Annotated in this window: 13 protein-coding genes and 2 pseudogenes; 1 reads left to right on the forward strand and 14 read right to left on the reverse strand. The window is 59.8% G+C overall.

Annotation, left to right across the window (positions count from 1 at the left end):
* Positions 1-227: 227 nt before the first annotated feature.
* The 14 genes and pseudogenes from Q0082_RS15400 to Q0082_RS15465 all read right to left on the reverse strand — a co-directional run bounded on the left by Q0082_RS15400 (position 228) and on the right by Q0082_RS15465 (position 14,653).
* A complete protein-coding gene (locus tag Q0082_RS15400; protein WP_298194316.1) occupies positions 228-557 on the reverse strand; it encodes a hypothetical protein in 330 nt (109 codons plus the stop codon).
* A 495-nt stretch (positions 558-1,052) separates the two neighbouring features.
* Complete coding sequence (gene virB11, locus Q0082_RS15405; protein WP_298194317.1) at positions 1,053-2,006, reverse strand: P-type DNA transfer ATPase VirB11; 954 nt, start codon at positions 2,004-2,006, stop codon at positions 1,053-1,055.
* Positions 2,003-2,830, reverse strand: coding sequence for a TrbI/VirB10 family protein (locus Q0082_RS15410; RefSeq protein ID WP_298194319.1), 828 nt, complete (start codon positions 2,828-2,830; stop codon positions 2,003-2,005). The genes virB11 and Q0082_RS15410 overlap by 4 nt, the downstream gene beginning before the upstream one ends.
* A gap of 296 nt (positions 2,831-3,126) precedes the next feature.
* Entirely contained in the window at positions 3,127-3,918 is a 792-nt protein-coding gene (locus Q0082_RS15415) for a TrbG/VirB9 family P-type conjugative transfer protein (RefSeq protein WP_298194321.1), read from the reverse strand.
* Positions 3,915-5,054, reverse strand: a complete 1,140-nt coding sequence (locus tag Q0082_RS15420) for a type IV secretion system protein (RefSeq protein ID WP_298194322.1) — start codon at positions 5,052-5,054, stop codon at positions 3,915-3,917. The genes Q0082_RS15415 and Q0082_RS15420 overlap by 4 nt, the downstream gene beginning before the upstream one ends.
* A gap of 50 nt (positions 5,055-5,104) precedes the next feature.
* Positions 5,105-7,504, reverse strand: coding sequence for a VirB4 family type IV secretion/conjugal transfer ATPase (locus tag Q0082_RS15425; protein ID WP_298194324.1), 2,400 nt, complete (start codon positions 7,502-7,504; stop codon positions 5,105-5,107).
* Positions 7,505-7,515: 11 nt separating this feature from the next.
* Entirely contained in the window at positions 7,516-7,791 is a 276-nt protein-coding gene (locus tag Q0082_RS15430; protein WP_298194327.1) for a VirB3 family type IV secretion system protein, read from the reverse strand.
* A 3-nt stretch (positions 7,792-7,794) separates the two neighbouring features.
* A complete protein-coding gene (locus tag Q0082_RS15435) occupies positions 7,795-8,175 on the reverse strand; it encodes a TrbC/VirB2 family protein (protein WP_298194328.1) in 381 nt (126 codons plus the stop codon).
* A gap of 57 nt (positions 8,176-8,232) precedes the next feature.
* A complete protein-coding gene (locus tag Q0082_RS15440; protein ID WP_298194330.1) occupies positions 8,233-8,868 on the reverse strand; it encodes a lytic transglycosylase domain-containing protein in 636 nt (211 codons plus the stop codon).
* The gene (locus tag Q0082_RS15445) at positions 8,865-10,262 is read right to left on the reverse strand and encodes a DUF1501 domain-containing protein (protein ID WP_298194332.1); all 1,398 of its coding nucleotides are present in this window, start codon (positions 10,260-10,262) and stop codon (positions 8,865-8,867) included. Before Q0082_RS15445 ends, Q0082_RS15440 begins: the two co-directional genes overlap by 4 nt.
* 13 nt (positions 10,263-10,275) lie before the next feature.
* The gene (locus Q0082_RS15450; RefSeq protein ID WP_298194334.1) at positions 10,276-12,036 is read right to left on the reverse strand and encodes a DUF1800 family protein; all 1,761 of its coding nucleotides are present in this window, start codon (positions 12,034-12,036) and stop codon (positions 10,276-10,278) included.
* A 650-nt stretch (positions 12,037-12,686) separates the two neighbouring features.
* Positions 12,687-13,383, reverse strand: a pseudogene (locus Q0082_RS15455) (ATP-binding protein).
* A 64-nt stretch (positions 13,384-13,447) separates the two neighbouring features.
* Positions 13,448-14,055: pseudogene (locus Q0082_RS15460) on the reverse strand (IS21 family transposase); the annotation flags it as partial.
* A gap of 349 nt (positions 14,056-14,404) precedes the next feature.
* Complete coding sequence (locus Q0082_RS15465) at positions 14,405-14,653, reverse strand: hypothetical protein (protein ID WP_298194335.1); 249 nt, start codon at positions 14,651-14,653, stop codon at positions 14,405-14,407.
* 41 nt (positions 14,654-14,694) lie between these two features.
* Here Q0082_RS15465 and Q0082_RS15470 point away from each other — a divergent pair, with 41 nt between their 5' ends.
* Entirely contained in the window at positions 14,695-15,234 is a 540-nt protein-coding gene (locus Q0082_RS15470; RefSeq protein ID WP_298194336.1) for a hypothetical protein, read from the forward strand.
* Positions 15,235-15,339: the final 105 nt, after the last annotated feature.

Consider the following 15,339-nt stretch of genomic DNA (forward strand, 5'->3'; position numbering starts at 1 on the left):
GGCGCATCTGCGCCTCTGACAACCAGATCAAATCGCTCATGACAACGCCTCCTCAGCGCCGTCATTGAATCAACTGATCGCACGCTACGCAAGCATTTTAATAGGTCCTGAGCCTAGAAGCGCAGCGAGTTGCGCCAATGTCAGCCGCATGACTCCGTCCTGTGCGCTTGGCCAGTCAAAGCCGCCACTACATCAGCTTCTTCGCCGTCAGGGACATACCCGCACCACTAGCCCAACTGAATCCGGTCGCTGCACTCCGCCCGGATTAGATAGATCACACCGGATTTAGCATCCGCGAAGTGCTCGTTACCCACCAGCGCCGCCAGCGGGTCAGGCGCCTTGCGGAGATCCACCGAGCGCGTCGCAACCATCACGCGCGCACCAACACCAAGTCCGATCATTGCGTTGCCCCGAGTGCTTCGATCACCGCGACATTCACGCCAGCACCGGCGCCGCAGCGGGTCTTCGCGGCGACGTCGTCGATCTCCAGATCGACCGCAATAGCCTTTCAACGCCGGCACGCCCTGGGACGATGAACTGCTGCGCAGCTTGATCATCAGCCGCTGCCATGTCGACCAGAGCCGGTACGTACGCCGCGGCATTTGGCAGCACCAAACCGCGCTCCTCCAACTGCTTGCTCAGTTACCGGCGCCACGTGAACAGCTGCAAGGGGCTAAGCGCGTGCCGCCGCGCACACCGTCTCCTGACCGGACATGTTCTACGCGACGATCAATGGCTTCACTTCCGCTGGCCAATCTCATCGGCCGCCTTCGTCAATGAAAACCTTAAAGCAGTGGACACCGCTCGCGCGAGTGAGAACACATGACACTGTCAGAACTTCAGCTGCCTTCGGCAAATGCGGGCGCGGAGACTCGATGCTGCACTTCACGCCAGCAAAGTTGGGCCGCGACAGTGATTATGGTGGAACATGAAGAACTTCCACCTTGATTCGTAGCACTTGACACGGTGTCGATCCAAAAACAGACTACCTGATCCATGCCCACCTAATGAATATCACATTAATCTACGTAGCAGGCAAAACAAAATACCGCTCAGCATATCAACATGTCCACGATCCTTCGTCGCCCGCCGGTTCTATCAAGTTGAATCACCACATCGATGACGCTATGTGCATAAGTAATCGTCTCGTCATGCGAAAGACCAAGACCTGCCTGCATGACCATCAGCGTCAGCTGTTCCAGCGCGGCTGCCGGGGAGTTGGCGTGGATCGTCGAAAAGCTGCCGGGATGGCCGGTATTGATGGCTCTTAGAAAGCTGACCGCTTCATCGCCGCGCAGCTCACCCAGAACTAGGCGATCAGGACGCATACGCAGCGAGGCTTGCAGCAAATCATTTGTGGTTAGCCGTGCTTCGCCCATTTCCCCCTTAACTGCTACGAGTTTGAGACAATTTGGATGACGGAGTCGGATTTCAGGCGTATCTTCGACGACAAGGATCCGTTCCGTCTCAGGGATTAATCCCAGAAGCGAATTGAGAAATGTTGTCTTCCCGCTCGAAGTTCCTCCACTTACGAGGATGGTTGCGCGAGTTGCGACGGCTTCGGCAATAAAGCCAATTGGATCGCGCAGTGCAGCCTCCCGATCAAAGTGAGGTCGCTGGGGGCGTTCGATCGGCCCTGCCGCGAAGTCGAAGATCGGCACCTCACGCACCCGGTGCCGGCGCACCGCCAGGCACCAGTGTTGCGGGGTGGCGGGCGGGGATATGATCTGTATGCGTGCGCCATCTGGCAGGGTAGCGGCAAGCAGTGGTCGCTCGCGGTTGATCCCTTGGTGGGTCTGCCGCGCGATCTGGTAGGCCAACTGCTCAATCAGTCGATCGTCGATCTCCACGGCTTCTTCACGGTGCAATCCGTCGCTGCCAGCGGATTCGATCCATACTTCACCGGGACGATTGACCATGATCTCTGTCACATTTTCGCGCTCTAGCCAGCGGTTGAACGGCGCAAGCAGCGCCGTGAGGTAGACGCCATGGTTACCCGCGTTCATTGGCCCTCGACTCCCGAGAAATCCAAGTCGCGCGTAACGAAAATGCGGATCGGGGTGCCAGCGGCAACTCGGACCGTAGGCGGGATATTGATGTCGCGCTGGACAGCATTGGAGGCGGCCTGCGAAGGCGAAGCGATGATTACTGCGCCGCCGCCGCCAATAGCCTGGCCGCCGGCGCTGATCAGTGACATGAGCATCGCCGCCCCGAAGCGCTTGCCGAAGTGACTGTTCACTTTGCCAAGCAAGCCGTTGCTACCAGCCGTATCGGTCGCCGGCGAGCCGAGCGCGACTGAAACCCCATCGGGTCGCAGCAGCCGGGTCCACAGAACGAAGGCACGGGTCTGGCCAACCGCGAGCCCGCTCTTGTATTCACCGATCACATGGCTTCCGCGCGGGATCAGCACGCGGCGCCCATCAAAGCTACGCACTTCGCGACTGATCACCGCCCGAACATAGCCTGGCAGGTCTGAGTTGAGCGAAGTTTCCAGCACAGCAGCGACCAGCGTCCCCTGAGCGATTGTCGAGCCGGGTGAGACCATCGGCGTGGCGCTTGCGCTGGTGGACTCTCCGGCAAGTCGGCGAACGAACTGTTCGTCCGGTGAAAGCGTATCCAACGCTGCGGTGCGAGCCGCACCGCGAGCAGGATCTGCTTGCGTCACCGCATTGGCCATCGCCGCGGCGGTATCGTTGGGCTCCCCCGGCGTATCGTACACGAGCGCCGGTGCGCGCTGCCCTTCGGTGGCGGGTACCACGGGTGCGAGGGGAATGGACGGGGCCATCGGCATGACAGGCATGTCGGTCACCGGCGAGACCGCACCAGACATAGCCACAGGCGCAAGGACGGTTTGTGGACCGGTTTCCTGCTCGACCGGAGGCACGCTTTGGGCAGGAACTGGCGGAACTTGGGTCGGTGTCGCCCCCGAGCGTGAGGCAGTCATCCCAAACAGGGTTAGAGCGCCAAGCAGCATGGCGATGCCTGCACCGAACACTAGTCCAGCCCGGTCGTTCCCGCGGACCTGCGCAGAGACCACGGGAAAAGCCTTGGCCGTAGCTTCTGCGAAGCTTTCGCTGTCAAGCTCGAGACGCGGGTCGATGGTGGACTTTTGCGAAGGGAGCGTGTTCACAGTGCGGGCTCCTTGCTCTTGTTCGCAGTTCTCCCGGGAAGCGGCACGAGGCGGGTAAGCGTGGCGCTGGCCTTGCCTATCCGCAGCACGTACCGCGAGGCCACACCCTCGATCACGATCGTAGCGTCGCGTACGGCGAAATTGACTGGGCCTTCCTGTCCGTCGGCACCGGCTGCCAAGATCGCGGGCAAGTCGCGCGTCGCGCTCCAGGCCAGATAAGTCGCGTTGCCATCGTCGAAGATCTCGGTTGGGAACAACTGACTCGCGCCGGTCGCGCGCCACGCGGTATTACGGCTGAATACTGGCGCGGGCTGCGCCGTGGTCGGAGGGGGCATCGTCGTTTCAGGCTGTGGCGATACCTTCGAAGAAGTATCAAGGGCGAGGGGCAAAGACACCGGGAAAACGAAGCGCAGGACATAGACTGGGCGGGCCCTGGGACCACCATTGACTAAGTCGAAAAGGTAGCGACGCTGGTCCGTAACTACGGTCATGTTGGTATGTGCCCGCGCTGCCATTGGCTTTAGGAATAGCAGATTGCCGCGCTTGTTGGGTGTAACCTGCCACCCCACGGCATCGCCGAGTGCAATGTTCTCAATCCGCTCGTCCGCGGCAAATTCGACCATAGTCTGGACATTGCTCTGGCCACGAATGTTGACGACCTTATCGGCATCAAAGAACACCTGCTCAACCCGCGGGTCAGCCAAGACGGGTGTGGCCGAGGCCAGGAAGGCGATTTGTGCGAGCGCTGACTGCAGCAGTGTCAGGCGTGAGAGGACTGGGCGGGTCATGCGGGGGCCTTCGTGTTTGCGCGACTGGACTGAGTAACCGGGCGGATCCGTGGGTCGCGACGTGAGGTATGCAGGTTGAATTGGTTGACTGAAGAGTCCTTCGAGTCCTGCGGCCGTGCCCAGGCGCGCACTGTCGCGCTGTCAAGACGAAGAGTTGGGTCCACATCGCGTGTTCCGGCGGCCTGAACCACACTCCGCAGCCGCTCATCGGTCAGCGACGGCTCGTGCTGCGCAGTTGTTGGCGCGGTGGCAGGGTCGGCTGAAGCCTGCGCGAGTCTTACGATCACCGGCTGGACGGACTCTGTGAGCCCGAAGTGCCACGACCCGGCGATCAACCGTGCGGCTCGCATCGCAAGCATCATCAGCGCAACATAAACGAAGGCGGCGAGGAAAAGAGATGAAGCTAGCCCAACTGGAACCTTGCCTCCGGCGTGAACCAGGGCGGCGATCATTGGATCGATTATCACCATAGTGGCTCCGCCAAGCAGTACGGCGAGCACCGGGGTGACCGCCAGCATAAGCGCAGCCTTGAGCCAGCCCTCCAGTAAGCCGCGGGTGCCCCGAAAGAGCACGAGGACGATGAACAGTGGACCGATCGCCATGACCGCCGCCAGCGCGATCCGTGCCACAACAAGCACACCCACCGTGCCAAGCAGCAGCATCAGGCTAGCTAGCCAAAGCAGATCGGCCGGACGCGCCGGCGTACCGGCGAGTTGAGGTAACGGGCTGCCTGGCGACGGGGCAACGGCATTGGCGCTCTGCGCGAGCTGAGCTGACCGGGAAAGCACGTCAAACAGGCCATCGAGCCGCAACGCGAACGCTTCTGTGGCGCTACCCTTGGTATTTAGCAGAAGGCTGGCAATTTCATCCGGGGCTTCGACCAGCAAGTTCCACGCAACACTCTGATAGGCCACCCATGAGGTCGCAAAAGTCAGCGCTAGCCCCAGTTGGAGCATCCGCGGAGTAAGCATATCCATCGTCAGTCGGCCTCGCCCACTGAGTAGATTGAAGGCGAAAAGAGCGACGTATATGGTCAACAGTACTGTTAGAGCCTGACCCAATGCGCCGTGCTGTCCGAACAGGCGATCAAAGGCGATCGCCACAGCCTCGCCGGACTGGCAGTCGATTGCGCGCATCGCCTGGACGATTGAAGCGAAACCGTCGGCGGGGAGGGTCGGGCAGACAGTCACAGCGTGTTGCCTCTGCCGTCGGTTGCACAAATCCATGGCTCGCCGGTCAATGGCTTATACCAGCACGCCGGATCGTCGCCGAGACTGCTACGTAGGGCATCAAGCTGGCGTACGCTGGCCTCGCGTCCGGATAGCACCGCAAGCAAGGCTGCTTCCCCCGAGAGGTCAAGACGGACCACAACCGAGTGATTGGCATGTCGTACGAGGAAGCAGCGCCCGGACGCTGGCAGAGCGCGGATTAGCTCGAGTTCGTGCTTGGACAGGCCGAAGCCGCCGCAATAGTCCTCGGCCCGAGCCTTGGCGTTGGGCAGAAAGATTTGGGTTGCAGTCTGCTCGACGATCGCGCTGGCAATTCGACTATCAAGCGCATCACTCGCCGACTGGGTGGCGAATCCAACCACTGCATTGCGCTTGCGCAGTGTCTTCAGCCAGTCCCGGATGCGGGCGGCGAAGACTGCGTCGTCGAGTGCCTTCCAGCCCTCATCGATCACTATCATCGCTGGCTCGCCGTCGAGCCGCTGGTCGATACGATGAAAAAGGTACATCATCGTAGGGGTGCGCAGTACTGGATTGTCGAGCAGTTCGGTCATGTCGAATCCAAGCACCATTTGCTCGAGGTCGAGCGCGTCATCGGAGTTGTCGAACATCCATGCGTGCGGCCCGTCGAGGATCCACGGGCGCAGCCGCGAGGCAAGGTCGCCTTCCTCGGGTCGCCGCCGTCCAGCCAACAGCTCATGGAAGTGCCGCAACCTGCGAAGCGCCGGATCGTTCTGGAAGGCGACCTCGACCGCCCCGGCAATCAGCGCCTCTTCCTCGCTGTCGCACGGGCGCAGCAACGCGCCCAACCACTCGGTCAAAAAAGCACGGTTCACTGGCGTGTCGTTGAGCTGCAGCGGGTTGAACCCAGTCGGCTGACCCGGTTTAATTCTAGCATAGTGTCCGCCGAGTGCGCGGACAAAGATCTCAGAACCGCGGTCCTTGTCGAAAACCACAGTGCGCGGGCGGAATTTTTGCGCTTGGGCTATCAGGAAGTTCATCGCAACGGTCTTGCCTGAACCAGATGGCCCGATCGCAGTGAAGTGGCCGAGGTCACCTACGTGGAAATTGAAGAAGTAGGGGGTGCCGGCTGTGGTCTCGAACAGGCAAACCGCATCGCCCCAATGATTGCCCTCGCTCTGGCCGAGTGGGAACCCGTGCAGTGAGAGAAAACCCGCAGCGTTGCCGGTGGAGACCAGCGCGCGGCGCACAACATAATCCTCATTGCCGGGGAACTGTGCCCAAAACCCAGGTTCAAGATTGACGTCCTCGCGGACCACCACGGCGCCGGTCTCACCTAACAAAGTGGCGGCTTCGGCCATGGCGAGATCGAGCGCAGGGAGGCTGGGCGCGTGGACCAGCAGGCTAAGGTGATGATCACCAAAACCGGTCTGACCGCTGACCAGCGCGTCCTTGGCCTGGAGTATCTCGCGCCGCTCGGTCGCGGTGTCGTCGTCTGCGGCGCGCAAACGGCGAACCGACATATCGATCCGCTCACGCGCAATCTGGCGATCTACGGGCGCGAAACTCTCGGTCAGAACGCACTCGCTCCCCAGTCGGAGCACCCCGTCGAGGATGCCCGCGCGGGTTGCCGGTGGGTACTCCTTTACGCCGAGCAGCCCGGCGAAATCACGCCAGCCACTGCTGCGGGTCTCCACCGCGTCGAGCCCAAAGCTGACCCGAGTGTACGGGAGATGCAGTCCGATGTCGGTGCCCCTGCCGGGGGTGAGAACGGGCTTTTGCTCGCCGTTATAAAGCAGCGAAAGCAGTTCAAGCAGTTCGTTGGCCTCGCCGTGCGGAGTATCGTAGCTACCCAGTGGCCGCGCGCCATAGGCGGCAAGTCCACTCGTTAGCGCCTGCATTGCGGCATCTAGTTCTCGCTGCCGAACCTCGTCCATCACTGCTTCGGTACGGCGCACCCAGCGCCCGATGCGCTCGGGCAATCCGGTCTTGCCGCGCGGTGGGCGCCGGACCAGCGTCAGGTATTGATCATTGACGAACAGTTGCCGTTTGCGCAACCGCTGCGCCCAAGCTTGGTCGAGTGCCGCTGCCCAAGGCTTTGCGAAATCGCCGCTTATGGCGACGTCAACCCTGCGGCGGATAACGTGGTGATAGAGTACGAAGCTCGAATCGAGAGCTGCACGCAGCATCACGTCGCGGACCGCCAGAAGGTGATCGAGCTGCTCGGCCTCGGCCGTTTCGAACGGCAGGCCGGCAATCGCCATGGACTGCATCAGCGAGCCGTCGCACAACTGCACCGTGCGCGCATCCGTTAGCGCTGCATAGGGCAGGCGGTCGCCAGCGCGCGCCTCACGTCGCGCCCAAACGGCCGGACCGTACATCGCCAGCTTGCTGCTCATCGGCGCCGGGCTCATGGCAGATAGCTGTTGCAGCCCCAGCGGCGCCAGTTGGGCACGCGTGGGCAGCGGCTGACCATGGTCAGCCAGAGATCGAAGATGCGCGGCTCACGGAGGCAAGCGAGGTAGCCCACCGCGTGGACCACTACGGCGATCGGCAGTGCCAGGAACGACCGCGTGATCAGGAATGCCTCGGTTGTCACTGCTGCATTGACGATGAAGAAGCTGTAGGTGACGCCCCCGAACATCTGAGGTCGAGTAAGCGCTCGGAACACTGGAATTCGGTGCATGGCTCAGCTCGCTACGCTTGCGGCTGCGCGGATCCCGGATACGATCGAAGCCGCTCCGAAGAGTGTGAAGCATCCAAGGATTACCGTCGCTCCGAACCGCCAGTTCATACGCCCAGTGAGCATCATGAATCCGACCATGGCGACGGCGATGACCGCAACGGCTGTCGCGACGTTGCCCATGAGCGTGCCCTGGATCCAGCCAAGCGCCGCGACAATCGGACCGGAGCCAGCCGGATCGGAGCCTTGCGCCGCCAGGGCCGGGTCGCTTCCTGCGAACGCGCTAAGGACTGCAACCAGGCTACGCTCGCGCCGGGAAGCTGCTGCATGGCCGACGTGGGCGATCACCGGGTTCAGCCAACCGTCACTTACTCTCTGAGCTGTCATTTGTCTGTTCGCTTCCATGCTGGGTCCGTTTCTAACCGGAGTATTAACCATAATGCCCTAACGGCTTGGGAACGTCTGATTGAGGCGATTCAGTATGCTAACTACGTAGTCTTGGGTTTCTCGAATGCGCGGGACGCCACCAGCTTTTTCGACGCGCCGAGCGCCAGCGTTGTAGGCGGCGAGCGCCTTGATAAGATCGCCGTCAAAGTGATCGAGCAAGCTACGAAGGTATCGTGCGCCACCAATCAGATTGGCGACCGGATCGTAGGGATTAACGCCCAGGGCACGCGCAGTTCCGGGCATCAGCTGCGTCAATCCGATCGCACCTTTGCGCGAGACTGCGCCGGGGCGCCAGCGGCTCTCCTGCCAGACAAGCGCCTCGAGCACGGCCGGGTGCAGGCCAGCTTGGGCAGCTGCTTGGTGGAGCAAGGTTGAACAAGCGATTGTTGAAGAGGTGCAGGTAGCTGCAGAAACGATCGGAGCTGGTAAAGCGGGCGGCGCAGTGGGAGCGAGAGTCGTCCCGTCCGGAGTACCGGTGCGCTGCCATTGTACTGCGCCGCTGCCTTGGCGCACCAGAACAGCGCCGTCAGGCTCGATCTGAAAGACCTGTGCGGCGGCCGGCACAGGGCACAGCAATACCCCTGGCAGTATCGGCAGGACCAAGAAGCGCGCCAAACCGGTCACGGCGATCAAACGAAGCCCACATTCGTGCCCAGCACCGAGCCGGCGAAATTGCCGATATTGGGCAACACAGTCGGCAGATCGGAGGCCGGTATTCCGAACCAGTTGGCCATGGTTGCGGCATACTGATCGACCGACATCGTCGGGATCAGGCGACCTTGGCCGATGTCGTCGGGCCCACCATTGGCGAACACAGGGTTTCTCCCGTAGTAACGTCCGCCCTTGACCGCACCGCCAAGCACGAACTGCATCGAGCCCCAGCCATGGTCTGTACCATCGTTATTTGCGGTCAGCGCGCGGCCGAAGTCGGACGCAGTGAAGGTGGTTACCTGGTTGGCCACTCCGAGTTCGACAGTAGTGTCGTAGAATGCGCGTAATGCATCGGCGAGATTGGTCAACAACGTCGGGTGCAGCGTGGCTAGGCCGTCGTGCGTGTCGAACCGACCAGTCGAGACGAAGAACACCTGCCGTTTCGCGCCAAGCTGCAGGCTCACCGCGATCAGCCGCGCGACTGTCTGAAGTTGTGCGCCAAGGCTACTTGCCGTGTCTGCGGCAGCCGGGAAGGGAGTGGCGATTGTTGGCGCCTGGGCCAGTGCCTCAGTGAGTTGGGTGTAAAGTCCGAGCGCGCGTGAGCCGATTCCGCCAAGGGTCGTGCCGAGCTCGTGATTGCCCGCAACCGTGCCGCTGATAAGCGACTGCAGGAGGGTCAAGGCATTGGCTGACCCATTGAGATTGCTCCGCGCGTAGAGCCCGACTGGGCCGTTGGCGGCGATCGAATACTGCACTGCCGCACGGCCGGTGAGGAAAACGGCGTTACCGCTGGCATTAATGCAGGTGAGCGCCGAGGTGCCGTTGCCTGATTGGAGGAGGTCACCTATTCGGCCGCCCCAGCCGGAGGTGGCGCCCTCGGGACTCGAGGCTTGCCAGTAGTTTTGCTGGTCATTGTGGCTAAGCAGCTTGGGAGGCAAAGGAACGCTGCGCGCGTTAAACTGGGCTTTGGTGGTCGGCTGGACGAGGGTTCCAACATTAAGCATCACCGCCATCTTGCCCGCGTTGAAGATCGGCAGCAGCTTTGCGAGGCTAGGAGCGAGTGCGTATTGCGCCCCGGAAGGCAGGGGTGCCGAAGGGGTTAGCAGTGTCGGCGCCAGCTTGGCATGATCGAAGGCAAGATTTGAGCGCTGGGCGCGATAGGCGGTGTACTGAGCAGTGTCGTAGGGGACCAGCGTGTTAGCGTGATCGTTGCCGCCATAAAGGAAAACGCAGACCAGTGCTTTGTAGTCGCTCGCTGTCGCGGCGGCAGCCTCACCAATCGCGGCGAGGTTCATTACGAAGGGCCCGGCACCGCCCGCCATCGAGAGCAGCGAGGCGCGTTTGAGAAAGGCGCGGCGCGACTGGTTCATATTCATTACAGTGCCTCCCTCAGCGTTGCACAAGATATTCACTGCTGGCCATAACCAGCAGTATAGCCGCGTAGATCCGGTTCTTGAGCCCAGTTGTGGTGGACACTGAGATCGTGTCGAGCGCAGCCTTCATCTTTGCGATCGTCGGCGCGCTGATCTGGTTTGCGGCAAGTACGAGGTTGAGTTCGTTCAAAAGGGCTTGGCTGTCCTTAGCAAGCGGGGTGAGGCTCGAATAATCAGGTTTGGCGTCACCGGCTCCAATCGCGATCAGCGCCTGCATGTAGTTAACATAAGCGATGATCGACGACTCGTTGGTGATCTGAAGCTCGGGCGCGACCTGACCGGTCGCAGAGGCTGGGGCGCCGGGCATGACATAGCCGGGGCGGAACCAATTAAACACTGAGGGCGAGCGGCCCGGGCTCTGGCCGAGCCGATAGGCTTGCGAGCTGGTGTCGCCGATAGGCCAGAGATTGCTCGGTGAGGTGACGCCAAAGGCGCGCGCCCACTGGGTGAGTCGGATGATCGGTTCGCGCAACTTGCCAAACTTTGCCGACCCTATCTGACTGTCGTCGCGCGCCTCGCTGTCGGTCAAAATCGCACGGATCACTGCCTTCATGTCGCCGCGAACTCCGCTGCCGTTGTTGATGAAAACTTTGGCGATGCGCTTGACGTAAGCGGACGAGGGGTTGGAGGTGACCAACCGCTGGATCAGCTGCTTGCAGATGAACGGCGGAAGATTGGGGTGGTTGAACAACCCGTCTAGCAGGATTCTTCGTGCGCTGGCGCCATCTGCCCCAGCGGGGACCGAAATCGTGCCGTTGAGCAGCGAGGAAGCGCCGGTCTCGCGGGTGTTACTGTTGATGACCATCGGCAGGCGCATGCGCGCGGGCGTGGTCCCGTCGCCGTTGGCCAGCATGTAACCAGTCCAGATCCTCGCGGCTTGGCTCACGTCGGCCTGAGTGTAGGTTGCCACCGGAGCACCGCCAGATAGCACCTTGGTCCCATCAACGTTGAGCTGGTAGAGACCAATGGTGAACAGCTGCATGAGCTCGCGGGCATAGTTCTCGTCGGGGATCGCACCGATAGATGCATTTGCTTTGGTATTGCCCAAGAAGGTCAAATACTGCCCCATGGCTGGACTTGTCGAGATGAACTCCAAGATGTCGCGGTAGTTGCCGAAGGCATTGTCCCATAACCCGTCGAGATAGGCGGCCATAACAAAGCTGCGCCATTGAGTCGTGAGGCCGCCGATCCCGACGACTAGGATGCTGAGCAGGGCAAGGCCCACGCGCTGGCGCAGTATGTCCCCGCTTCCGATCAGCTGCGCCCACATCATCGCGTCGAACCCGACCATCGTGTTCGCGTTGGCCGGCGCGTCATAGCCTCCGGCGATCAAGAAATCCCATAACTTCTGAGGCCGCGCCATGCCGAGCTGGGTGTCAAGCCAGGCGCTGTAACTCGATCCGACGAGGTCGGTGATATCCCTTTTGGAATAGCCAATGCTCGCCTGCGAAAGAAACCGTGAGGCTTGGGCCATCGAAATCGCTGTCGACTTAGGCGGTGTGGCCAACGCACCGCCCGTGCTGCCTCCGCTCGTGCTACCTCCGCCCGAGGAGCCATCGCCGCAGCCATCAAGCAGGGCAGCACCAAGCGTGGCTCCGAGCACGCCGAGCCGGCGGGTTTCGCATGATCCGGTCTGCGGCGGACCGCGTTCGGCTCGGGCAGTGTTGACGGCCTCAGTAGCCTTTGGGTGGGGCATGACTTGAGCAAGATTGGACATGCAAATCTCCATCGGCCGGAGCCGTGCATTTAGTGCATGGACCATGAATGAAATTAGTTAATTATCTTGTAAAAATCGAGTATGTAATTGACCGAATACTTTTTTAACAAAGCCCTATTTTGATTTACCTCCACAATATATTGTTATCTTATCATTTTTTATGATATAGAAGCATTTCAATTTTAGATTTTTTGCAAACAGCACTTGTATTTTATATAATTATTATTTGTATTTTATTTTAATTATAATCAATTTTATCGACTTTTTTTATTGTAAAGCATTGTAATTATAAAACAATATTTATGCGCGCAAAATAAATATATTCATCAATAATATCAGACTCACCAAAAACGTCCATGTTGAAACAGGGAACCGACGTTTTCAGGTGCCAGACTGTTGTCGCTAGGAGGGCAGCTGCGGGCCTGAAGTCATGGACGACTGTTGCATCGACGTAGGCATGCAGGATATCTTTGTTGGAAACTACGCCGGGAGGAACTGCCCACCCCCGAAAAGATTAACGCTATGCGCAGCGATCTCACCTGGAAAGCGCGAAAGGTCCACGCCCGTTGATTGCCAATGAGAAGTGTCCCCGGGATTTCTATCGAGAATTGACTGGGGTGGGAGTTTGTCCCCGCAATCCGGGGGTAGGGTCAAGCGGGTGATTTGGCCTTGCGGGACTTGGGAGCTGCGGCGCTGCTGGCCCTGAAGCGGATGCTGTCATTCTCTGTCTCTAGGATGTGACAGTGATGGTTGAGCCGATCAAGAAGCTCGGTGGTCACTTGGTATCACCGAAGACACTGCCCCATTCGAAGAAGCTCAGGTTGGCGGCGATGATGATGCTGGTGCGCTCCTCGAGCTTGCAGAGCAGCTGGAAGAGGAGCGGACCGCCCGATGAACAGCTGATGGGTAAGCTAGCCGGCCCCGTTCAGAACCTTGTCCGGCTCGAGGGAAATAACCACATCGACGGTGGCGAAAAACCGCACCATCTTGCGATAATGCTCGACGGCCTGGATGCCATTGGCCGTGGCGATATGGGTCTTGCGCATGAATTGCCCACCGATCAGCTCAACGTTGCTGGCGCCGTCGATGAACTCGCCGAGGTGGAGTTGGCGGACCATGGCCTCGTTCACCTTGCTGGAGGCAAAATCGAAGCCGGTGAGGTCCCTGTAGATCGGAAAGCGCGCTGCCTAGGTCTGGTAGGTTAGCGAACGAACCTCGCGTTCGGCCGCCTCGGCGTTGAGCCAGTTGGACAGAATCAGCACGGCAGCATCGAAGGCAAGGGCACCCTGAACGATGAGGTCGGTCACGGCCTGCCGCCGTCCCGGACTTCTTGAGGTCGTGCAGCATGACCACGACGACGGCGCTGGCCGGATGATGATGCACGTGCGGTCTCCTTGCTGCGCTGCGCAACTCAGCGCTCGACATTGACCTTGGGCTCACACCGCGGGGTCAGGGCATGGGGAGCATCGATCTTTGGTGGTGTCCCGGCCTTGCCGTAGCTCTGTAGGTGCAGGATGTTGAGGACACGGATCTTGGTCTACGAGTCAGTATTTAGCGCGAGGTCAACGGTACAAAGAACCGCCAGCGCGTCATGCTGGAGGGCCAAGGCGACGATCTCGACCATTTCCCGGGCGCTTGAGCTGGACAACTGCCGGAAGGCATCCGGCATCTTCAGGAAGGGAGCCCGATGCGCAGGGCTCATTGCTTGCGTTAGATCACGGCCAGACAATGTCGACATCCACGGATAATCCGCCCAGATACATAATGGGACCGTTCGATGATCCGCTCATGCTCGCATAAGATCCGTCCCTCGGTCGCTTGGGTGATCCGCTCCGAACAGACTCGCAGGCTGATTGGGCGGTTGGCAGAGTAGGCTGGCGCGCGGTACCGATTGCAGCCAAAGTGCACGAGGCAGGTCGGCGAGACCCGCTTGGCATGCTCAACGAAGGCGACAAAGGTCTGTCCCAGCGGCATCAGTCTGGCGACCTCGTCCGCCTAGGCATCGACGATCGTCCCGGGTCGGATTCAACTTTGTCCATTGCAACGCGGACCCGCCAGGCTCCTTGGTTGGGTCCTATTGCGAACTGGACTACATCGCGGAGGACCATTTGTGGATACCGACGAACAATGATTTCGCAGGCAGCCTCGCTATTGCGGGGGTGCCGGTAGACCAGGATCTTGTGCACAACCGCCGCGCGGTCAGCGAAAACTTACAACGCCCAAACAAACAGGGGTTTAGAGGATTGTGTCACTTTTGCAGATGCAAGCTTGGCCTTGATCAACCAGCTTGCGGACCGTTGTCATTTCTGCGTCGATCGCATACCTGCAGTTCGCCCTCGATTGGTTAACCCTCTCGCCTGAAAGCCGCTCAATCATAGAAAGGACTGTCGTAGCCATCATCAGTTGGCACGGCAAAGGCGATCAGATTCATCGGTTCGGAGTTACCATGCTCCCTCGCTGCGCATTCAGTGGCTGCTTGCGCTTTCAGCTGGGCACCGTTGAACTGAACGGTCCGAGCGGACATTCTACTTGCAATGTCATTCTGAATGTTTTCATCGAGTTCAACGACTGCGCTCTGCTTTGAATCCCAACCCACATTGAGCACCACCTGCAGCATGAAGGTTGCGCAGAAGCACTTTCCGTTGTTGTAAGGCTACAATGCATGGCCTTTCTCATCTTGCTTTCGGCAACGCCAACCCTAGGGTCGCACAGAACCCGAAGATTGCTGCCGAAACGTGGGCCAAAATTGTACCTGCGATTTGCACCCTAGATGAAGATCGTGCCTCGCCCTTTGCGGCAAAGGTTGCTGCCCGACAGGTCGGAGATCTGAATATGGTCGCTGCAGCGCTCACTTCTGCGACGATTAAAGTCGAAGCTTCACAAGGCTGGCAGTTGATCATTCCGTTCTCCGGTGACGGCACCATGAAAAGCGATCAAACGGACATGGCGATCGAAGGTGGACGCCAAGGATTGCTGCTCCCTAATATGGGACGCACAACTAGTTGCACCACGCAAATGATCGTGACGGCTCATATGGCAATCAGCAAGCTGCGCGCTACAGCGTCAACCATGATAGGTAGTGATGACGAGCGGTTATTGAGCGATGATCGGCCATACGCAATCGACATGCGGCATCAGCAGGAAATTTTCTTTGCATTCAAGCATCTGTGCGACCTCATCGAAGTGAGTAGCCCCTAGTTTTCTAGACGCCTTCGGCTTTCAAAATCTGCTGCCGTTCGAACTTGACGGGAGACAGCATCCCGTTCCTGACCTGCTTGCGCACCGGGTTGTAGAACATCTCGA

Source organism: Novosphingobium sp., from assembly GCF_027489515.1.
Taxonomy (GTDB): Bacteria; Pseudomonadota; Alphaproteobacteria; order Sphingomonadales; family Sphingomonadaceae; genus Novosphingobium.

Excerpts from the sequence above, each read along its gene's own strand:
- Q0082_RS15400 (WP_298194316.1), bottom strand. The coding sequence starts at position 557 with ATGATCAAGCTGCGCAGCAGTTCATCGTCCCAGGGCGTGCCGGCGTTG.
- virB11 (WP_298194317.1), bottom strand. The coding sequence starts at position 2,006 with ATGAACGCGGGTAACCATGGCGTCTACCTCACGGCGCTGCTTGCGCCG.
- Q0082_RS15410 (WP_298194319.1), bottom strand. The coding sequence starts at position 2,830 with ATGTCTGGTGCGGTCTCGCCGGTGACCGACATGCCTGTCATGCCGATG.
- Q0082_RS15415 (WP_298194321.1), bottom strand. The coding sequence starts at position 3,918 with ATGACCCGCCCAGTCCTCTCACGCCTGACACTGCTGCAGTCAGCGCTC.
- Q0082_RS15420 (WP_298194322.1), bottom strand. The coding sequence starts at position 5,054 with ATGCGCGCAATCGACTGCCAGTCCGGCGAGGCTGTGGCGATCGCCTTT.
- Q0082_RS15425 (WP_298194324.1), bottom strand. The coding sequence starts at position 7,504 with ATGAGCAGCAAGCTGGCGATGTACGGTCCGGCCGTTTGGGCGCGACGT.
- Q0082_RS15430 (WP_298194327.1), bottom strand. The coding sequence starts at position 7,791 with ATGCACCGAATTCCAGTGTTCCGAGCGCTTACTCGACCTCAGATGTTC.
- Q0082_RS15435 (WP_298194328.1), bottom strand. The coding sequence starts at position 8,175 with ATGACAGCTCAGAGAGTAAGTGACGGTTGGCTGAACCCGGTGATCGCC.
- Q0082_RS15445 (WP_298194332.1), bottom strand. The coding sequence starts at position 10,262 with ATGAATATGAACCAGTCGCGCCGCGCCTTTCTCAAACGCGCCTCGCTG.
- Q0082_RS15450 (WP_298194334.1), bottom strand. The coding sequence starts at position 12,036 with ATGTCCAATCTTGCTCAAGTCATGCCCCACCCAAAGGCTACTGAGGCC.
- Q0082_RS15465 (WP_298194335.1), bottom strand. The coding sequence starts at position 14,653 with ATGCTGCAGGTGGTGCTCAATGTGGGTTGGGATTCAAAGCAGAGCGCA.
- Q0082_RS15470 (WP_298194336.1), top strand. The coding sequence starts at position 14,695 with ATGCATGGCCTTTCTCATCTTGCTTTCGGCAACGCCAACCCTAGGGTC.